Source organism: Pseudarthrobacter sp. fls2-241-R2A-168 (assembly GCF_030209335.1).
Taxonomy (GTDB): Bacteria; Actinomycetota; Actinomycetes; order Actinomycetales; family Micrococcaceae; genus Arthrobacter.
The window spans coordinates 49,005-68,798 of record NZ_JARVSG010000010.1; the positions used below are offsets into that span (position 1 = coordinate 49,005).

The following is a 19,794-nucleotide window of genomic DNA, read 5'->3' on the forward strand; positions in this document are numbered from 1 at the left end:
ACTCAGACGCGCTCGGGAAAGGACTCCACCTTGGCGGGATCCCGCTCCACCAGGTCGCCCAGGATGGCGTCGGCGCGGGTGAGGAGGGCCGGGTCAAGGGTTACCCCGGCCGCAGTCACGTTGTCGCGCAGCTGTTCCGGGCGGGAAGCTCCGACGATGGCGGAGGCGACGTTCTGGTTCTGCAGCACCCAGGCCACGGCGAAGGCGGCCGTGGACAGGCCTGCATCCTCAGCCAGCGGCCTCAGCTGCTGCACGCGCTCCAGCACCGCCTCCTGCATGTAACGGTGCTCGGTCTTGGCGTCGCCGTCGGCGGTGGTGAAGCGTGAGGCAACCGGCCCGCTTCCTCCCGGAAGGTACTTGCCCGTCAGGACGCCCTGGGCGATGGGTGACCACACGATCTGGGACAGCCCCAGTTCCTGGCTTAGCGGCACGATTTCAGGTTCGATGACCCGCCAGAGCATGTTGTACTGCGGCTGGTTGGAGACGAGGTGGATGCCGAGTTCGTCCGCGAGCTTTACCCCCCTGCGGATCTCGTCCATAGTCCACTCCGAGACGCCGATGTAGTGTGCTTTCCCTGCCCGGACAATGTCCGCAAAGGCCTGCATCGTCTCTTCCAGCGGAGTCTCGTAGTCGTACCGGTGGGCCTGGTACAGGTCCACATAATCGGTGCGGAGGCGGCGCAGTGAACCGTTGATGGACTCCATGACGTGCTTTCGGGACAGGCCGCGGTCATTTTTGCCGTCGCCCGTGGGGAAATAGACCTTGGTGAAGATCTCCAGGCTTTCGCGGCGGACCCCGTCCAGGGCTTCCCTCAGCGCTGTCTCGGCACGCGTCCCCGCGTAGGCGTCAGCCGTGTCGAAAGTGGTGATGCCGAGGTCGAGCGCCGTCCTTACACAGCTGGTGGCCGCGTCCTGGTCGATCTGTTCGCCGTGGGTGGTCCAGTTGCCGTACGCGATCTCGCTGACGTACATGCCTGACTTGCCAAGCTTGCGGTATTCCATCGTTTCCTCTCGGAGTGTCTGACTGGCTGTTAGCTGCGGCGGAGGCGCCGGGGCGGTGCAGTTGTTCCCCGGACCACGAGGCGGGGCGTGATGAGTCCGGCCGAGGCCGGTGCGCCCGAAAGGGTGGCGAGGATTGCTTCTGCCGCCAGCCGGCCCTGTTCGGATACGCCGTGGTCCATGGTGGTGAGCCCGATGGCCCCAGCGAGTTCATGGTTGTCGTAGCCAACAACGGAAAAGTCGGCCGGGACGCTCATCCCCGCGCCGCGGAGGGTGGACATCGCGCCAAAGGCGAGCTCGTCAGAGGCGGCGACCAGCGCCGTCGGCGGTTCAGCGGTGGTGAGCAACGCAGCCATGGCTGCCGCTCCGGCGTCGACGGTGTTGTCCACGGCCGCCTCAAGGTCCGGCTCCTCCGGAAGGCCCGCCTCGGCGAGCGCCTCCCGGTAACCCAGGAGGCGTTCGGCCGGCGGCACTCCGCCAAGCGGTGATCCTTCCGCCTGCCGGATGCCAAGAAAGGCTATCCGTTCATGTCCGAGGTTGAGCAGGTGCCTGGTTGCTGCGCGTCCGCCCGCCCTGTCTTCCACCCGGACCGATGAGGAACCTGCCCTCTCGGATCCGACCAGCGCTACGGCCTGGCCCTGCCCCTGCAGTGCCGCCAGTTCGCCGGGCGTCAGCTGGAGGGCAACCACCAGAACCCCGTCGGACCGGCCCTGGAGCCGTGGACTGGCAAAAAAGTCCTCCCGCAGCCCGGCCGAGGAGAGCTCCACCAGCAGCACATCGTAGCCCTCCCGGCTGAGCACCCGGCCGGCGGCAGCAATGACCTCGGCGAAGAACCACTTGGACAACAGCGGCACCACCACAGCCACGGTGCGCGTGCGTCCGGTGGCAAGCCTGGAGGCGCTCGGGGAGATGACATATCCCAAGTCTTCAGCAGCTTCTCGCACGCGCTTGCGAGTTGCTGCAGATATGCCAGGGACGTCCCGCAAGGCTCGGGAAACGGTGGAAACCGACACTTCGGCTCGCGCGGCTACTTGCTCAACTGTTGGGGACACCTTCCCACGGTAACCATTCCTGTGACGTTATTGCAAGCGCTTGCGGTCCACTATGAGCCGTGCAGACTGCTTGCCCAAGCGCAATTCCTTACTCCGCACATTGGCGGCCGGCGCTACGGCCGGTCGCGGGCAAGCCGGGCAGCGCGTCGTCGACGGAAGCCCTTAGTTCACCGGGTAAACTTGTTGGAGGAATTGTTAGGCCAGAAGCGCCCGGTTCCACACTCCCTCCCCCTTGAATGGAACACCCCTTAATGTCCTCCGCGATTTCCGCGCCGGCGCCCCAGCGTTTCCCGCTGGCCGCCATGATGGTCCTGGCCACCATCGCCTTCACCGCCATCACCACCGAGCTGCTCCCGTCCGGCCTGCTCCCCCAGATCAGCACCGGGTTGAACGTGTCCGAACCGGTGGCCGGCTACCTCGCCGCGGCCTACGCCGCCGTCATCGTGGTCACCGTGGTGCCCGCCGCACGGCTGCTGGCCAACATCCCCAAGCGGCCCTTGCTGGTGGCGCTTGTCCTGACCTTCGCCCTGAGCAACGCCCTGGTGGGCCTGGCCCCGGACTTCACCTTCGCGATGGTGGCACGGCTGGTGGGTGGCCTGGCGCACGGGCTCCTGTGGACCACCATGGCCCCGTACGTCGCCCGCGTAGTGCCGGCGGACAAGGTGGGCAAGGCTTTGGCAATTGTGTTCAGCGGCAACAGCCTGGGCCTGGCTATTGGTGCACCCATTGGCACTGCGCTGGGCACAGTCCTCGGCTGGCGCTCGGCGTTCCTTGCCCTCGCCGGATTCGGTGTGGCCCTCGCGGTCCTGGGCTTTTTCTTCCTCCCGTCCGTCAAGCGCGGCGCCGGCGAAGCCCGCCCCTCCATGCGCGCGGCCATCGCCCAGCCGGGCGTGAAGTCCGTGGCCATCGCGTGGCCATTGCTTGTCCTGGCGCACTTCGCGCTCTTCACCTATATCGCCCCGTACATCCGCGAAGCCGGCCTGCCGGACTACGCCATCAGCCTCTCCCTCACCGTCCTGGGCGTCTCCGGCCTGCTGGGCATCTGGATCGCTGGCATCACCGTTGATTCCCACCCGCGCCGTTCGCTGCTGATGACGACGGCGGCAATTGCGGCTTCGATGCTTGCCTTGCCGTTTGTGGGTGGCAGCCTCTTCTTCGCCCTGGCTTTGATGACCGTGTGGGGCGCGGGGCTGGGGGCCATCGGCATCTACAACCAGTCCGCCATCCTCCGGGCCGGCCGTGAGAACAAGGACGCAGCCAACGGGCTGACGGTCCTGACCATCCAGCTGGGCATCACTATCGGCGCCCTCTACGGCTCGGCCTCGCTGGTTATTGCCGGGCCTTTGCTGGTTCCCGCGGCGGCTGCGGTCCCGGTTCTTGCAGCGCTGGTGATCGCTTGGGCGGGGAAGACGGCGGCCTACCCGCCGGGCCCGCGCGAGTCCACGTGGAAGAGCCCGCGGCCCGTAAGGGAACCCGAAGAGTCACACTGAACGGCCGGGCGCTATTCCGATACTGGTCCGGCCCGCTCCAGCCCGGCTCAACTGCGGATTCCCCTGGCACCCAACCTGCGCCGCCGCCCCGGCGGGTGGCCCGTTGCGGGGTGGATGCGGCGCCAGGGCCTGTGAACGTGGCTGACGGTGGGGTCCGCAGGAGGGGATGCTGTTGCGACCAGCGACGATCCATGCCTGCGGCGCCGCAGCCTGAGGAGTACGAATACGGTCAAGCCCAGCCAGGCCAATGCCACACCAAAAATAAGGAACACCGCCGGGATCGCATCCATGGCTCAGTTTAGGCGCGGGACCCTGCACGGGGCTTACCCGTTTTCCGGCGTCCGGCTACGTGCTTAACGGCTGTCCGGCGGCGGGTACCTGCTAAGGCTTCTGCCTCTTGCGAGCCCCAAAGAAAGGAGCCGGCGACGGCTGGGGGGTGGTGCCCGCGGTCTCAGACGGACACTCTCGTCGCCGGCCCCGGCCTGGTACCTGAGAATGCCCTCAGGAAGTTCAACGGGCGGAGACCTCAGCGCCGTGAATCTCAACTGCGCTGTGCAGCAAGCTTATGCAACACCCTCCGGGTGCGGCACGAGTAGCCGGTACTCGTTTACAGGCCGGCGCCTTACCTGCCGAGCCTGGCGCAGCCGCCCGACGCCGTCTCCCCCGTGTTCCGTGCCGAAGGCGTACGCGGCGAAGGGATAGCTTGTGACGGTTCCGCGCCAGGCCGGCGCCAGTCTTAGTCGGTGGCCAGGGCCGAACGCATCTTGACCAGTTCGTTCAGCGGCGGGCGCGGCTCACGACGCAGCCTGATGTTTTCGGGCAGGCCCCGGACGTTGACTGTTTCACCGTCGATGTGGATTGAGAGCCGGTTGTCATCGCCGGAAAAGGGAACGTTGTCGAAGTGGAAGTAGGTGTTGTGCGGGGGCAACGTGGGTGCAAGCCAGACCTCGTCCCAGGGCAGCCCGGGATCGAACCGCAGCAGGGTCCGGATGAGCTGAACGGGGGCGGCCGACGCCCAGGCCTGCGGGGAACAGGAGGCAGGGTACGGGACGGGGTCGGGGTAGGCTGCACGGTCCAGTCCGCAGAAGAGTTCCGGCAGCCGCCCGCCGAAACGGTCGGCCGCCTCCAGGAGGGAGTACGCCACTTTCCGGGCCTCCTTGACGAAGCCGTGCCGCATCAGCCCTGCAGCGGCGATCGCATTGTCGTGCGGCCACACTGATCCGTTGTGGTAGGTGGCTGGATTGTAGGCGCCCATGTTCGATGCCAGTGTCCGTATCCCCCATCCGGTAAACATTTCGGGGGACATCAGGTGTTCCACCACTTGCGGCGCCTTGGAATCATCAACGATCCCGGTCCACAGGCAATGCGCCATGTTCGAAGCCAGGGCGTCAACGGGTTTCTTGTCCCGGTCAAGGGCGATCGCGTAATAGCCGCGGTCCGGGAGCCAGAACTGGTCGTTGAATTTTCGTTTAAGTGTGGACGCTTTGGCCAGGCAGGCATCAGCCGTCGCTCCGTCACCCGCGGCGATCGCCATCAGCGCCCGGCCGAGGTAGGCGGCATAGGCATACCCCTGGACTTCGCAGAGGGCGATGGGCGGCTCCGCGAGGGACCCATCCGCGAAATTCACTCCGTCCGCGGAATCCTTCCAGCCCTGGTTGCGCAGGCCCTTCTCCGTTTTCCGCTGGTATTCGATGAAGCCGTCGCCGTCGCTGTCACCACAGTCCTCCATCCACCGGATGGCCCGGTCTGCCGCCGGAAGCAGCCGGCGGGTGGCGTCATCGTCAAGCCCCCACCTGCTCAGCTCGGCCAGGACGACGACGAACAGCGGGGTCGCGTCGACGCTCCCGTAGTACACGCCGCTGCCGCCCAGTGCGAGCCCGGCGCTGGCGCCGAGGCGTACTTCATGGAGGATTTTCCCCGGCTCTTCCTCGGAGGCTGCATCCACTTTTGTTCCCTGGTAATCCGCCAGGGTCAGGAGCGTCCCCTTCGCCAGGGAAGGATCCAGGAGCAGGGACATAAAAGAGGCAAGGAGGCTGTCCCTGCCAAACAGTGCCATGAACCAGGGTGCACCTGCAGCAACCACAGCCCGGTCAGGGTGCTCCGGGTTGAAAATGCGAAGGGACCCCAGGTCTTCCTGGCTGCGCCTGATGATCTTCTCCACCGAGCGGTTCCGCAGGTTGGCCGTCGGCATGGACTTGCGCCATTCCATGACACGGCGGACGGCATCGGCTGCGGGCGCGCCTGTTTCGGCGTCCGGCTCCCCGGCAGTCCCTTCCAGCAGGGGTGTGGCCGAGATGGTGAATGACCAGTGCCCGTGGGCTTCGATGGTGGCGGCCAGCACCAGCCTGTCCCCCTCGACCCTGGCACCAGGGCAGGCGACGGTGATGCGCCGGGTGTGGCCATCCCGCACTGACTCCAGCGTTACTCCGTCCTGAATGAATCGACGCGACCGGTGCCGGGGAACCCGCTTACCTTCCTTCACCTCGAACAGGCTGGCAAAGTCGGCGTCAACAAACAGCTCCACATGGCAGTGCTGCGGAATCCTGGAGTAGTTATGCACCGTGACTATCTCCGTCAGGCTTGTCCCCAGCTTTCGTTCCCGGTCAATGAGGAGGGAGGTATCGGCATGATCGGGCCTGCGGGCCCTTCCGACGAAGACTCCGTGGAAGGGGTCCGGCGTACTCGCCGACAACGCTTCAACCGGCAGGCCCTGGACTTTCAGGGCCCAATCACTGATGAAGCGGGTGTCCTGGAAGAACACTCCGTGAGGGAGGCCCGCTGCCATATCCCCGTTGGAGGACGAAATGCAGAATGAAGTCCCCTGGATCAGGGTGACTGCTCCGGGACCAACGGAGCCGGCGTTATTCTCGACATCCCCGTTGGCCATCTTCGGCTTCTTCCACAGCACTTCACGGTCGAAACATCTCCACTAACTATCGGAGATCCTGTTGCCTCCGGCAAGAGGCCACCCGCCGGGTCATTGCCTGTGCACGGACCTTACAGGAGATTGTGGGCCGTTAGGCGGGAGGAACGGGAACATCATTGCGGGTCAGACGGTTATCACCATATAAGAACGTTCTTCCACACCGAGGGAGGCACGGCGATGAGGTGGCGTGGCCCAGCCGCTGCCCGGAGTCTGGTTCAGGATGATGGACCAGCAGGCGCCCGGCCCTCCCGCGCGGAGCGCCGCAACGTTGCCCGAAGCCTGCAGACTGACGACCGCGTGCACCCGTGGAGCCGGTACGTGGCACTGGGTGATTCCTTCACCGAGGGGGTCGGGGATCCGGAACCGGCCAGCGCAGGAGGACTGCGGGGGTGGGCTGACCGGGTTGCCGAAGAACTGGCTGCGGGTCGGACCAATTTCGGCTACGCCAACCTGGCAGTACGGGGCCTGTTGCTGCAGCAGATCATGGACCAGCAGATCGGCAAGGCACTGGCCCTTCAGCCTGACTTGGTCACCCTGTCAGCCGGCGGAAACGACATGGTGTTTCACGGCACTGATCCGGACAAGCTGGCCGCAAGACTCGAGGCCGGCGTAAGCCAACTGGCTCAGGCAGGCCCAACGATCGTGTTGTTCACCGGACCGGACTGGGGTTCCACCCTGGTCCTGGGCCGCAACCGTGCGAAGGTGGCCATCTTCAACGAAAACGTCCGCGCCCTCGCTGCCCGCCACGGCGCACTCATCGCAGATCTCTGGGCGCTGACCCAACTCAGGGAACCCCGGATGTGGGACCCTGACCGGCTGCACCTCTCGCCGCTGGGACATCACACCGTGGCCATGGCGGTACTGGAAGCCCTCAACGTCCCGCACACCCTGCAGCCCCTGGAGCCCAAGAGCCTGCCGGCAAGCAGCTGGCGCCAGGCAAGGGCGAGCGACCTGTCCTGGGCCAGGGCATACCTTGTCCCCTGGGTGGTCAGGCAGGTCCGGCCCCACGGAACGGATGGGGAGCTGCGCGCCAAACGCCCGTTCGCCGGCCCGGTGTTCCCGGCCGGAAACCCGCCGGCACCAGCCCTGGCCCAAGTGAAGAGTTAGCGTTTGGGTGAGCGGGATTTCTCCACATTGGATCAACCGATACGGGGGGTGCCGCGCAGAGGAGGCCGGCTCATGGCGATGCAGCATCCAGTGAGGGTACGGCGGATCTATGACGATCCGCTTCCGGCAGACGGCACCCGCGTCCTTGTGGACCGGCTCTGGCCACGCGGATTGACCAAGGAAAAGGCGCATCTCGATGACTGGTGCAAAGGCGTAGCCCCGTCCACCGAACTGCGGAAGTGGTACGCCCACGATCCCCGGCTTTTTGATGAGTTCAGCCGGCGCTACCTGACGGAACTCCAGGAGCCGGCTGCAGCGACAGCCCTTGACCATCTCCGCACCCTTGCCGGGCAGGGTCCCCTGACGCTGCTGACTGCCACCAAGGAACCCGGGATCAGCGAAGCAGCGGTGTTGTGTGAGCTGATCACCGCGGGGTGAGGCGGTGGCTTACCGGTCCAGCTTCACCGCTGTGAACAGCACCGCCGAGTCCTCCTCGGCCTCCAGGCTGTGCATCCCGTCCGGGACAATCAGGAGGTCCCCGGCCTTGCCCTGCCATGCCTCGCCGCCGGACTTCAGCCACACAGATCCCTTGAGCACGAAGACTGTGGCTTCGCCGGGGTTCAGGTGTTCGCTGAGCTGGGTGCCGGCACGGAAGGCCATGACGGTCTGGCGCAGCCTCTTCTCGTGGCCGCCGAACACCGTGTCTGAAGCACGTCCGCTGGATTCCGTTACGGCCGCTTCGAGTTGCTGACGGGCCAGGGCATCAATCGATATCTTCTGCATGAGGACACCGTACCCACGGGCCGCGCCTGGATCGAGCTAACGCTGCCAATTCCGGCCCACAAAAGAACCGCGACGGCGGCACCTGGCCGGGTGCCGCCGTCGTACGCCCTGATCCCAGCCCGCTACGTGAGCTTCGGAACCAGGACGGGGGTGTCCTTTTTGTAGGCCTCATAGTCGGGCTGGCCGCCCCACTTCCTGTCCGCCTTCTCCTCCAAGGGCGGCACGCCGCTGCCCCGGATCAGCAGCAGCGCCACAAACACCGGCGACACCAGGGCAACCCACTGCCAGCCCTGCAGCGCCGGCAGGGCGATGATGGCGATGCCCACCCAAAGCGTGATCTCGCCGAAGTAATTGGGGTGCCGGGACCTGGACCAGAGGCCGGTGTTGATGAAGCGGCCTTCGTTGGCGGGGTCGGCCTTGAAGCGGGTCTTCTGGACGTCCGCTAGCGTCTCCAGTGAGATACCCAGCGCCCACACCAGCAGCCCCACCCAGAAGAACCCGTCCAGGCCCACCTTCTTGTCCGAGGTGATCGCCACCCACGCGAGGGCAGCGGTGAGCACCACCCACAGGCCCTGCAGGGTCCAGGTGTTCAAGAAGCGGGCGAAGTAAGTCTTGAGCTCGTCGAAGCGGTCGTCCTTGCCGTGCTTCATCACCCGCCGGAACAGGTAACTGCCAAGCCGGACCGCCCACAGGACCACCATGGCCGCCAGCAGCAGTCCGCGCGCATCCACGCCCGGGCTTGCCAGCACCACGAACACCGTGATGGCGATATAGGTCAGGGCGCCGGTGAGGTCGTAGAACTTTTCCGTCTGCGCCTTGTAGGACGGAACGAACACCAGCCACTGGATCACGAACGCGGCAGCCACTCCCAGCGCGAACACCGGCAGCCCGCCCATCGTGGAGCCGCCCTGGCTTCCGGCCACGGCAATAAGCACCCCCGCCCCCACGGCGATGGGGACGCTGATGAGTGCCTTCCGGCTCTTCTCGTTCATGCGGTTGGGTCCTTTCAACGGCGCTCGCTCACATAGTCTTCGGAGCTGGGACGGTGTTGTATGGGTTGGCGTGCGCCAAGCTGTGAGCGAAGCAGGAGGAGAGTGTCAGTCCCCGGGGGTAGGCTCCGTGTCAGGGGAATTGACAACCCGCAGGAGGGGCAGCACATGACGGAGTTCGAGGACCAGGGCGTGTCTTTGACCGCCCTCGCCGTGGCTGCGGGCCGGGCCGTGGAAACCTCCCGGGCCGATGCCCTGGTGAAGGACCCGTTCGCTGCCGCGCTCGTAGAGGCGGCCCATTCCCATGTGGATTTCCCGACGTCGTGGCCTTCCGATCCCGGGGCCTTGTCGCCTTTGCAGCAGCCTCTCCTGCTCGCTTCGATCTACATCGGCGTGCGGACCAGGTTCATCGACGACTTCCTCCAGTCCGCCCCGGCCACTGGGCAGACTGTGGTGCTCGGGGCAGGGCTGGACACCCGCAGCCACCGGCTGGGCTGGCCCGCGGGAAGCCAGGTCTTCGAAATCGACCACGCCAACGTCCTGGACTTCAAAGCCGGCGTGCTCGCACGCCTGTCGCCGCCGCCGTCGTGCGAGCTCATCACCCTGGCCGCAGACCTGTCCGAGCCGTGGCGGGCACTCCTCCTGGCGGTCGGCTTCGACGCCGGCCAGCCCACCACCTGGGTCCTCGAAGGCCTGCTGCCCTACCTCGATTCCGCGGCCCAAAAAGCTGTTCTGGCGGAGGTGATGGAGCTGTCCGGTCCGGGATCACGAGCTGTGATCGAGCGTGCCGTACCGCTGCCCAAGACAGAAGACTTCGAAGCCAAGCTCCGCGACTTCAGCCTGCAGACCGGGCTGCCCATGAGCGAGCTCCTGGCCCGGGCCGACCCGCCGGACCCGGAGAAACTGTTGACAGGTGCAGGGTGGCGCTGCGAAGGGCACCCGGTCCAGGACCTCTGCGAAACCTACGGGCGCACGTTGTCGCTCAGTCCGGCTGACCCCGCCCACCGCGCCAAGCCCGAGCAGCCCCCACACGACCATTCCCGCGGCGGCTTCGTGACCGCCTGGCGGCCTTAGCCGGAGGAACCACGATGGACGCGGACGTCATTATCATCGGCGGTGGACTTGCCGGGCTGGTGGCCAGCAACGAACTGGTCATGGCCGGCAAGCGCGTGGCCATCCTCGACCAGGAGAATGGCGCAAACCTGGGCGGCCAGGCGTACTGGTCCCTTGGCGGGCTCTTCCTGGTGGACACGCCCATGCAGCGCAGGCTTCGGGTGAAGGATTCCTTTGAGCTGGCGTGGCAGGACTGGCAGGGCTCGGCGCAGTGGGACCGGCTCGGCGGCGAGCATCCCGAAGACGAATGGGCGCAGCAGTGGGGACGCGCCTATGTCGAGTTCGCGGCCGGCGAGAAGCGCCCCTGGCTGCAGGAACAGGGCATCAAATTCACCCCGCTGGTGGGCTGGGCCGAACGCGGCGACGGCAGGGCCGGCGGCCATGGCAACTCGGTCCCGAGATTCCACGTCCCGTGGGGAACGGGCACCGGCGTCTCCGAACCTTTTGCCGAAAAGGCGCGGGCTGCTGCGTTCACGGGGCGGGTGAAGTTCTATTTCCGCCACCGTGTGGACGGTTTAACGTTCGACGGCGGCAGGGTCACCGGAGTGCGGGGCAGCATCCTGGCACCCGATTCGTCGCCGCGCGGCATCGCCTCCAACCGGGATGTTGCTGGCGATTTCGAGCTGCACGCCCAGGCCGTGGTCATCGCCAGCGGAGGCATTGGCGGCAACCACGATCAGGTGCGCAAATGGTGGCCGCAGCGCCTCGGCACTCCGCCGGCGAAGATGATCACGGGCGTGCCGCAGCATGTGGACGGGCGGATGCTGGACATCGCAGACCAGGCGGGCGTCCGGCTAGTCAACCGCGACCGCATGTGGCATTACACGGAAGGAATCCAGAACTGGAATCCTGTCTGGCCGGATCACGCCATCCGGATCCTGCCCGGGCCGTCGTCGCTCTGGTTCGATGCCCTGGGCCGCCGGCTTCCCGCACCCGGCTTGCCCGGCTATGACACACTGGGGACCCTCAAGCTGCTGCGGACCACTCCGGATATCCAGCAGTACAGCCATTCCTGGTTCATCCTCACCCAGAAAATCATCGAAAAGGAGTTCGCCCTTTCCGGTTCCGAGCAGAACCCGGACATTACCAACCGGGACCTGAAGCTGTTACTGAAGGCCCGGCTGGGCCGCGGCGCCCCTGCTCCCATCGAAGCGTTCAAGGACCACGGCGCGGATTTCGTGGTGGCGGACAACCTGATCGAACTGGTCAAAGGCATGAACGGCCTCACCGACGAACCGCTCCTGGACTACCAGCACCTGCGCCGCCAGATCGAGGAACGCGACGCGGAAGTCCAGAACCGCTATTCCAAGGACAGCCAGGTCACGGGCATCCACAACAGCCGCCGCTACCTCGGGGACCGGCTGTTCCGCACCGTGAAGCCGCACCGCATCCTGGACCCCGCGGCAGGACCGCTGATTGCCGTGCGGCTGCACGTTGTCACCCGGAAAACGTTGGGCGGCATCCAGACTGATCTCACCGGCCAGGCCCTCGGCCAGGACGGCTCCCCCATCCCCGGCCTTTACGCCGCCGGGGAGGCAGCCGGGTTTGGCGGCGGTGGTGCCCACGGCTACAACGCGCTGGAAGGCACGTTCCTGGGCGGCTGCCTCTTCACCGGCCGGACCGTGGGCCGGTCGCTGGCAGACAGGCTGTAGACGCGGCGATGTTTAGATCCGACAGGCCGTGTGCCCGCGCACGTTCCGGCCGCACCCCACCCCGCAGCGCGATGGGTAGTGTCTGATCATGGACAGCGACACCCTGGCCAATTTCCTGTTGGTCCTCTTCTTTGTGCTGCTGGGCGGCGTCTTCTCCGGCACTGAAATGGCACTGGTGTCCCTCCGCGAGAGCCAGGTGCGCCGGATGGAGAAGTCAGGAAAACGCGGCGCCCGGATCGCAGCACTGGCCGGAAACCCCAACCGGTTCCTCTCAACAGTGCAGATCGGCGTGACGCTGTCCGGCTTCTTCTCCGCGGCCTATGGCGCCTCGACCATCGCGCCCGACGTCGAACCCCTCTTCCGGGGCATCGGCTTCGGCGCCGCGGCCGAGCCCGCCTCATTCATCGGCATGACGCTCCTCGTGGCCTACCTCTCCCTGGTGCTGGGGGAACTGGTGCCCAAGAGGCTCGCCATGCAAAGCGCCGTCGGCTTCACCAGACTCCTTGGCCCTCCCCTGCATGTCCTTTCCGAGATCATGCGGCCAGCCGTCTGGCTGCTCTCTGTGTCCACGGACGCCGTCGTAAGGCTGCTGGGCGGCGACCCAAATGCAAAGCAGGAAAGTGTCACCTCGGAAGAACTCTGGGACATGGTTGCCCAGAGCGAGGCGCTGGAAGAACACAGCCGCATCATCCTTTCGGACGTCTTCGGGGCAGGGGAACGCTCGCTGCAGGAGGTGATGCGCCCGCGAACCGAGGTGACGTTCATCAACGGCAACCTCACCATCGCGGCAGCCCGCACCATGGTCCGGGACGGCCCGTACTCCCGTTATCCCGTCATCGACAAAACGCCCGACGACGTCCTCGGCTTCATCCACCTGCGGGACCTTATGCCCCGGGATGCAAACTACGACGACGGGAAGGTGCGGGACATCGTCCGGGAGATCCTCCCGCTGCCGGGGACCAACAGGGTGCTGCCCTCCCTGTCACGTATGCGGAGGCTGGGCCAGCACATCGCACTCGTGGTGGACGAATACGGCGGCACGGACGGGATCGTCACCCTGGAGGACCTCGTTGAGAAGCTGGTGGGCGAAATCTACGACGAGTACGACGCCGGCGCAGACCCCGAGGACCAGGTCACCAGGGCCAACGGTTCAATAGACGTCGACGGCGCGCTGATCCTTCAGGAGTTCGCCTCGGCGTCCGGCATTGCACTGCCTGAAGGGCAGTATGAGACAGTGGCCGGGTTCGTTATCGATCGGCTGGGCCGATTGGCGCGGGTGGGCGACAGCGTGGAAGTGGCAGGACACCTGCTGAGCGTCACCGCGATGGACAAGCTGCGGATTTCACGGATCCACGTCTCGCCCCTGGAAGGTCAGCCGGAGGCATGATTTACCGGGCCTCGAGGACAGCCTTGAGGTTGGCCAGTTGGGAGACTTCCTTTTCCATGGTGCGCTGGACCATTGGAGCGAGGACTTTCATGAGCCCTTTCGGCTGCAGGTCCAGGGTGAACCGGACCGCCGTCCCGCCCGGCACGGAGGCGAGGTGGTAAGCACCGGTTGGCCTGGCGGGACCGGCGACCACCTGGAAGCCGAGAAGCCTGGAGGGTTCCGCTGCGGTGATCTCGTAATCGCCGTCTATGGACCGCCCGCCTGGCCCCGCAAGCGTCTGCCGGTAGACAGCGCCGAGGGCTCCGGCCTGGCCGCTCTTTAGCGAAATGGCCCGGACTCCGGAACGCCAGGCCGGGTTGTTCAACCCGTCGGCCAGGAAGCCGTAGACATCTTCCGGTGAACGGCTGATAGTGGTCTCGTTCTCGGCGTGGGTCATGTCCATACTGTATGCGCTGCCGGGGCGACGCCGCCCGAGGGCAGGGCAGCCCTCAGCGCTATGCCTGGATCCCTCCTGGCGGGTAAGCCGTTCCTGGTCCTAGGAGCTTGAGCGCGGATGCATGATCCGCATCTGGTCCCAGGTCCGTTCAGACGCGGCGATGTTTTTATTGGACCGCTCCCGGTCCAGCGAAGCGAGTTCGACGGCGATCGCCTGCACCGCAGCGACGGCCCCGGTCAGCGACGGGAAGAAGCCCGCGCCTTCAGTGGGAACGACAATCCTCTGCTCGGCATGCTCCGCCACGGGAGACCCCGCGCTGTCCGTGATCGAAGCGATGGCGGCGCCCGCATTGTGGGCGATCTCCATGGCCCGCACCGTGCTGTCGTAAACCCGCCACAGGCTGATCGCGATCACGAGGTCCTCCGAGGTCACCCGCGCGAGAGTATTTGTGAGTGCGGCGACGTCGGCGTCGAGCAGCCGAACGTTGTAGCCGGCAATGACCGCGTTGTGCTCCAGGGCCTTGCCCGGGATCGCGTAGCTGCCCGCGGCGACGATCAGGGTCTGCCGCGCCCCCGCGATCAATTCCGCGATGGAACGGACGGTAGCGGGGTCCAGCGTGCGCTCCAGGTGGGCGAGGTTGGCCCGGTCCGTGGAGACGGCGGCCTGGGCGGGGCTGCTGATGTGGCCGTTGTGCTCTGCCGCGACTTCGAGGGCGCTCAGGGATGCCAGGAACCGCGAGCGGAGCTCGAACTGGAAGTCGGCCCAGCCTTTGAATTCCAGCGCCTGCGCCGTTCTGGTCACCGTGGAAGCGTTCGACGACGCCGCTGCCGCGATGTCGCTGACTGAACCGTAGGAGGCAAGCCGGGGCTGGGACCGGAGGACGCCGATGACCTGCATCTGGCGGGCAGCAAGTTTTCGTCCCTGCACCCGGCTGTCCAGCCACTCAGTGACCGACGACGAGTTGGTTTCCTGTTGCACCACCTATTGACCTACCTCACACTCTGGCGTAATTTCGATTACATCACATCTGCACAGACTTGTGCATCCCCCTCAAAATGAACAACTTGGCCCACTCTGGCAGGAATCCCCAATGTCACTTACAGCACGCTTGGACCGCCTGGCTCTCAGTCGCCCACACTACAAGCTTCTCCTTATTGGAGGCCTTGGTTACTCGTTCGACGGCATGGACGGTGCAGTGGTCGCCTTCCTGCTCCCGCGCATCCAGGAACTCTGGGGCCTGAGCAACGCCAGCCTGGGCCTGGTGGGGTCCGCTGCCCCGCTCGGCTTCTTCTTCGGAGCCATCCTCTCGGGATGGATGGGCGACCGCTTCGGCCGCAAGAAGGTGATGCTCTGGGCGCTTGCCTTCTACTGCCTCATGTCCGTAGTTGCCGCCACGGCCCCCAACTTCGAGGTCTTCCTGATTGCACGGATCTTTGCAGGATTGGGTGCCGGCGCAGAAAGCGTCATCATCGCGCCGTTCCTGTCCGAGTTTATTCCGCCGAAGCGCCGCGGCTGGTTCATTGGAACACTGGCCGGATTCTTCTCCTTTGGCTTCGTGGGTGCAGCACTGATTGGACGCTTTATTGTCCCGATGGGCGAGGACGGCTGGCGCTGGGCCCAGGTGGTCACCGCCGTCCCGATCCTCCTCCTGCTCTGGTGGCGCCGCAGCCTGCCCGAATCCCCCCGCTTCCTCATCAGCCGCGGCCGCATCGCCGAAGCGACAGAGGTGGTGGAGCGCTTTGAGCAGAGCGTGGTGAAGGCAACCGGCAAGAACCTTGCCCCGCTTCCGCCAGCTACCGAGGAAATCACCAAGCACGAGCAGAAGATCAGCATCTGGAATGCCCTGAAGTTCATGTGGTCCAGGGCTATGCGCCGCCGGACCGCCGTGATCTGGCTGATCTGGTTCGTGATCACGTTCTCCTACTACGGCTTCTTCTCCTGGATCCCAACCTTGCTGGTGGGCCGCGGCATCACCGTCACCAAGAGCTTCGAATACTCGATCATCATTTACCTTGCACAAATCCCCGGTTACTTCTCCGCCGCCTGGCTGAACGACCGGATCGACCGGAAGAACACCATCGCCCTGTACCTGACCGGTTCCGCGCTCAGCGCCTTCTGGCTGAGCCAGTCCAACGATTCGGGCATGATCCTGGTGGCCGCGGCAACCCTGTCCTTCTTCCTGAACGGCACCTACGCCGGGGTTTACGCCTACACACCCGAACTGTTCCCCACCTGGATGCGGGCCACCGGCGTCGGCCTGGCCAGTGCCGTGGGACGCATCGGCAGCATCCTGGCCCCGTCCATCATCGGCATCTTCTCCGTGGCCCTCGGCTTCGGCGGGGTGTTCGTGATGACAACGGTGGTCCTGACCATCGGCGTCCTGGGCGTGGTCATCTTCGGCGCCTCCACCGCCGGCAAATCCCTCGAAGACATCAACGCCCGCGCCGAGCATGATCCAGCGCCGGCGGGAACGGGACAGAAATGACAGAAACATCAATGAAATCCGAGGTCGTCTTCCAGCAGGTCTTCGACGCGATCCGGCAGGACCCCGGCGTCATCCTTTTCACGGTGCTGCAGTGGATCCCGGAGCGCTCCAGCCTCCGGCGGCTCTTCACCAGCCATCCGGCTGAGTACCTGATGGGGGGCGAGAAAACCGTGGAAATCTCCCCAGGCTGGCTCGGGACGGTCATTGAAGACAAGAAGCCGTTCCTTGCCGCGGACCTGGCCGCGCTCCGTGAGGTCTTCGCCGATTCCGAACTCATCCAGCGGCTCGGCTGCGGTGCCGTCATCAACGTTCCCGTGCTCGACGGCGGCAACGTGGTGGGGGTCCTCGCCCTGCTGGACGCGGAAGGCAGCTACACGCAGCACAGCGTGGAAGCCGCCGTCGCCGTCGTCAATAGGAACCTGACCCGCCTCACCGAAGCCTTTGCCGCCCATCCCCACGATGTCCATGGGAAGGACACCATCTAAATGAGCACCCCGAACACCCAGGCCCCTGCTGAAGAAACCGCCGCCCTGGTGATCCGTAACGCCAGCGTGCTGGACGTGGACGCAGGCACCTACTCAACTGCCGACGTCGTCAGCACGGACGGGAAAATAAGCAACGTTGGTCCGGACGCCGAGGCACCCTCCGGTGCCCGGGTCATCGACGGAACCGGAAAGTTCGTCCTTCCGGGGCTCATTGACTGCCACGTCCACGTGGTGGCCTCCAGTGCCGACTTCCGGTCGCTGACCTACACGCCGGCGTCGTACGTATACGCGCAGACGGCCCGGATCATGGGCCAGATGCTGCGCCGCGGCTTCACCACAGTCCGGGATCTCTCCGGCGCGGACTTCGGCCTGGCGATGGCACAGCAGGAAGGCCTGCTGGAAGGCCCGAAGCTCCACTTCTGCGGGCACGCGCTGAGCCAGACGGGCGGCCATGGCGACATGCGCCTGCCCGGTGAAGACCACGATCCGAACGGGCGGGGATGCTGCGGAATCGGCCGCGTAGCCGACGGGGTGGACGCCGTCCGCGCCGCCGCCCGCGATGAGATCCGCAAGGGTGCACACCACATCAAGATCATGGCCTCCGGCGGAGTTTCATCCCCCACAGACCGCATCGACTCCACCCAGTACTCGATCGAGGAGATGCGTGCCGCTGTGGAGGAGGCTGAGGCAGCGAACCGATACGTCGCCGCGCACGCCTACACGGCGCGGGCCATCAACCGCGCGCTGGAGGCCGGCGTCCGTTCCATCGAGCACGGAAACCTGCTCGACGACGAAAGCCTCCGCCTCTTCCTCGAAAAGGACGCCTTCCTGGTGCCCACCCTGGTGACCTACTGGGCGCTCAAGGAGGAAGGCAGGAGTTTCGGCCTTACCGAAGAGATGTGGGCCAAGGTGGATTCTGTCCTCAACAGCGGCCTCGAAGCGATCGGCCGCGCGCACGAAGCGGGCGTCAAGATGGCGTTCGGTACCGACCTCCTCGGCGGTATGCACCGCCACCAGAACGAACAGTTCCGGCTGTTGGGGAAGGTTCAGCCCGCCATCGATGCCATTCGTTCGGCCACCACGACGGCGGCCCGGCTGCTGGAGCGCGAAGGCCAGCTCGGCGTCGTGGCACCGGGGGCGGACGCCGACATGCTGGTGCTGTCCGCGGACCCGCTTGAGGACATCGCCGTGCTGGCTGACATTGCCGACCATCTGGACGTGCTGGTCCAGAACGGGCGGGTGGTCAATATTTAGCCGAGGGCCGGTCACTACGTGACGAGCCGGGCCACCAGCTCCCCACGGCTGCCCACGCCCACCTTCCCGAAGAGCGACTTAAGGTGGTCGTGGACAGTGTGTGGGGAGATGAACAGGTGGCGGGCGATGTCCGCCGTCGTACTCCCGGTCAGCACCTCCAGGCAGACTTCCCGCTCCCGGGCAGTGACGCCATAGGCGGTCAACAGCAGGGTGGCCAGATCATAGGTGGTGGCCGGCTCCACGGTGACCACCATCTGTTCGGGATCATCGCCGGCGATCAGACGGCTGGCTTGGAGCACCACCCAGTTGTTCCCCGCGCCGCGCATCCTTGCCCTGGCCGTGCCCGACCTCGAGGCATGAGCATGTGCCACAACCGAGTGCAGGGTCATGGTGAAGCGTCCCGGTTCGGCGTCCTCCACCTCGGCCAGCCAGGCTGCCGCTGCCGCGGTGGCTGCCTTCAGCTCCCCGTGTGGTCCGGCGGTGACGATCACCGGCCCGGCTGTTGCCTGGCGGCCCGCATGTTCTGAACGCACGGCGATCCGGCTGGCGGCCGCCAGGGTGGCTGCGACGGCGGCGAGGAAGTCCACCTCCCGGTCGGAGAAATCAGGGCCCGGTTCCCGGAAGATGCTGCCCACTCCCCAGCACGCCTGATCCACGCGGAATGCGGCGCGGAGTTCGTGCTCCAGGCCCAGCGGCTTGAGGATGTCGTTAATGCGGACGCTGCCCGTCACGTCCCGGTGCGGCGCGTCGGAAATCCGGGCGATGGGCTGCGGGCGCAGCGACAGTTCGGCGAACCGGTTCGGTTCCTGCCCGGCGTACTCGGTTTCGGCGAAGCGTGCGGCATACTCCTCCGTCACGCCCCAGTCCCTCCAGTTGGTAACAGAGGTCATCACCAGAGACTCGGGGTCGACGCCGGCCCAGCAGCCCTGCTCGAACGGCACCTCCCGCTGCACCACGGCGAGCGCAGCGGCATAGAGCTCAGCCACACCCATTCCGCCGGCGGCCAGGGCGGCGATCTCCCGCCGCGCGCGTTCCGCGCGATCCTCCCACATAGCTCCAGTATCTGCCCGAGGGGCGGTGACGCAATCCCCCACAGTGGGGATTCCGCAAGCACCCCGGAACCCCGGTGCGGGGGATGTGGGCGGCGCGCACCGCCGTCGTACTCTTCCTCCATGAACGCCGTATCCCAGATTTTCGCGGTACTCGCCGCCGTGATCTACATCGTGGTGTTCCCGCTGGAGAGCTTCCTGATGCACCGGCCGGGGGCGCAGAAGTTCCTCAGCACCCCGCCGCAAAACGTTCCGGCCGTAATGATGTGGGCCATTCCCACCGGATTCCGGAATCTGGTGATCGGGCTGGGCGTCCTGGCCGGGGTGGTGGCCGTGAACCTGGGCCACGTGGTGGTTGGCCATACCCTGGTGGTCTACTGCTGTCTGAACATGGTGCTGACCGCCCCGGCGATGTTCCTGGCGGACATGCAGGGCCACTATCCCAGGAGGGGCGACAGCATCCCCGGGACTTTGGGCGCCACGGTGCCGGCGCTGATCGCACTGGTTGCGCTGCCGTTCTGAACCGATAGCACGGCTCGTTGACACCGGTCCGGTGCGGGCGTGGAATGTAGTTGGCTCCGGCAAGCA

At 65.9% G+C, this 19,794-nt stretch carries 18 protein-coding genes; 10 read left to right on the forward strand and 8 right to left on the reverse strand.

Annotation, left to right across the window (positions count from 1 at the left end):
- Nucleotides 1-2: 2 nt before the first annotated feature.
- Nucleotides 3-1,001: an aldo/keto reductase family protein gene (locus QRN11_RS07245; protein ID WP_285250441.1), complete on the reverse strand. Its 999-nt coding sequence runs from the start codon at nt 999-1,001 to the stop codon at nt 3-5.
- Between the two features lie 29 nt (nt 1,002-1,030).
- Nucleotides 1,031-2,050, reverse strand: coding sequence for a LacI family DNA-binding transcriptional regulator (locus QRN11_RS07250; protein WP_285250442.1), 1,020 nt, complete (start codon nt 2,048-2,050; stop codon nt 1,031-1,033).
- A 251-nt stretch (nt 2,051-2,301) separates the two neighbouring features.
- Here QRN11_RS07250 and QRN11_RS07255 point away from each other — a divergent pair, with 251 nt between their 5' ends.
- Nucleotides 2,302-3,540, forward strand: a complete 1,239-nt coding sequence (locus tag QRN11_RS07255; RefSeq protein WP_285250443.1) for an MFS transporter — start codon at nt 2,302-2,304, stop codon at nt 3,538-3,540.
- 736 nt (nt 3,541-4,276) lie between these two features.
- Here the strand turns inward: QRN11_RS07255 and QRN11_RS07260 are convergent.
- Entirely contained in the window at nt 4,277-6,427 is a 2,151-nt protein-coding gene (locus tag QRN11_RS07260) for an amylo-alpha-1,6-glucosidase (protein WP_285250444.1), read from the reverse strand.
- A 216-nt stretch (nt 6,428-6,643) separates the two neighbouring features.
- Between QRN11_RS07260 and QRN11_RS07265 the strand changes: the two genes are divergently transcribed.
- Together QRN11_RS07265 and QRN11_RS07270 are read left to right on the forward strand one after the other, a co-directional pair.
- The gene (locus QRN11_RS07265) at nt 6,644-7,573 is read left to right on the forward strand and encodes an SGNH/GDSL hydrolase family protein (RefSeq protein ID WP_285250445.1); all 930 of its coding nucleotides are present in this window, start codon (nt 6,644-6,646) and stop codon (nt 7,571-7,573) included.
- 72 nt (nt 7,574-7,645) lie between these two features.
- Nucleotides 7,646-8,011 (forward strand): DUF488 domain-containing protein, encoded by a 366-nt coding sequence (locus QRN11_RS07270; protein ID WP_285250446.1) that lies wholly within the window; start codon nt 7,646-7,648, stop codon nt 8,009-8,011.
- Nucleotides 8,012-8,020: 9 nt separating this feature from the next.
- Here the strand turns inward: QRN11_RS07270 and QRN11_RS07275 are convergent, their stop codons facing one another.
- Both QRN11_RS07275 and QRN11_RS07280 read right to left on the reverse strand, forming a co-directional pair.
- Nucleotides 8,021-8,356, reverse strand: a complete 336-nt coding sequence (locus tag QRN11_RS07275) for a cupin domain-containing protein (RefSeq protein ID WP_285250447.1) — start codon at nt 8,354-8,356, stop codon at nt 8,021-8,023.
- 122 nt (nt 8,357-8,478) lie between these two features.
- The gene (locus QRN11_RS07280) at nt 8,479-9,348 is read right to left on the reverse strand and encodes a DUF1295 domain-containing protein (protein ID WP_285250448.1); all 870 of its coding nucleotides are present in this window, start codon (nt 9,346-9,348) and stop codon (nt 8,479-8,481) included.
- A gap of 165 nt (nt 9,349-9,513) precedes the next feature.
- Here QRN11_RS07280 and QRN11_RS07285 point away from each other — a divergent pair, with 165 nt between their 5' ends.
- The 3 genes from QRN11_RS07285 to QRN11_RS07295 all read left to right on the forward strand — a co-directional run bounded on the left by QRN11_RS07285 (nt 9,514) and on the right by QRN11_RS07295 (nt 13,497).
- A complete protein-coding gene (locus QRN11_RS07285; protein ID WP_285250449.1) occupies nt 9,514-10,419 on the forward strand; it encodes an SAM-dependent methyltransferase in 906 nt (301 codons plus the stop codon).
- Between the two features lie 14 nt (nt 10,420-10,433).
- Entirely contained in the window at nt 10,434-12,110 is a 1,677-nt protein-coding gene (locus tag QRN11_RS07290; RefSeq protein ID WP_285250450.1) for an FAD-binding dehydrogenase, read from the forward strand.
- 88 nt (nt 12,111-12,198) lie between these two features.
- Entirely contained in the window at nt 12,199-13,497 is a 1,299-nt protein-coding gene (locus tag QRN11_RS07295; RefSeq protein ID WP_285250451.1) for a hemolysin family protein, read from the forward strand.
- A 1-nt stretch (nt 13,498) separates the two neighbouring features.
- Here the strand turns inward: QRN11_RS07295 and QRN11_RS07300 are convergent, their stop codons facing one another.
- Together QRN11_RS07300 and QRN11_RS07305 are read right to left on the reverse strand one after the other, a co-directional pair.
- The gene (locus QRN11_RS07300; protein ID WP_285250452.1) at nt 13,499-13,933 is read right to left on the reverse strand and encodes an SRPBCC family protein; all 435 of its coding nucleotides are present in this window, start codon (nt 13,931-13,933) and stop codon (nt 13,499-13,501) included.
- A 99-nt stretch (nt 13,934-14,032) separates the two neighbouring features.
- Nucleotides 14,033-14,914, reverse strand: a complete 882-nt coding sequence (locus tag QRN11_RS07305) for a MurR/RpiR family transcriptional regulator (RefSeq protein WP_285250453.1) — start codon at nt 14,912-14,914, stop codon at nt 14,033-14,035.
- A gap of 109 nt (nt 14,915-15,023) precedes the next feature.
- On the opposite strand from QRN11_RS07305, the gene QRN11_RS07310 reads away from it, so the two are divergent.
- The 3 genes from QRN11_RS07310 to QRN11_RS07320 are packed head-to-tail and all read left to right on the forward strand — an operon-like array spanning nt 15,024 to nt 18,157.
- The gene (locus tag QRN11_RS07310; RefSeq protein WP_285250454.1) at nt 15,024-16,418 is read left to right on the forward strand and encodes an MFS transporter; all 1,395 of its coding nucleotides are present in this window, start codon (nt 15,024-15,026) and stop codon (nt 16,416-16,418) included.
- Nucleotides 16,415-16,903, forward strand: coding sequence for a GAF domain-containing protein (locus QRN11_RS07315; protein WP_285250455.1), 489 nt, complete (start codon nt 16,415-16,417; stop codon nt 16,901-16,903). The genes QRN11_RS07310 and QRN11_RS07315 overlap by 4 nt, the downstream gene beginning before the upstream one ends.
- Nucleotides 16,904-18,157, forward strand: a complete 1,254-nt coding sequence (locus tag QRN11_RS07320) for a metal-dependent hydrolase family protein (protein ID WP_285250456.1) — start codon at nt 16,904-16,906, stop codon at nt 18,155-18,157. It abuts the gene before it with no gap.
- 14 nt (nt 18,158-18,171) lie between these two features.
- Here QRN11_RS07320 and QRN11_RS07325 read toward each other — a convergent pair whose 3' ends face one another.
- Complete coding sequence (locus QRN11_RS07325) at nt 18,172-19,209, reverse strand: helix-turn-helix transcriptional regulator (RefSeq protein WP_285250457.1); 1,038 nt, start codon at nt 19,207-19,209, stop codon at nt 18,172-18,174.
- A gap of 120 nt (nt 19,210-19,329) precedes the next feature.
- Here QRN11_RS07325 and QRN11_RS07330 point away from each other — a divergent pair, with 120 nt between their 5' ends.
- Nucleotides 19,330-19,728 carry a DUF1304 domain-containing protein gene (locus QRN11_RS07330; RefSeq protein ID WP_285250458.1) on the forward strand — a complete coding sequence of 133 codons (399 nt, stop codon included), beginning with the start codon at nt 19,330-19,332 and terminating at the stop codon, nt 19,726-19,728.
- Nucleotides 19,729-19,794: the final 66 nt, after the last annotated feature.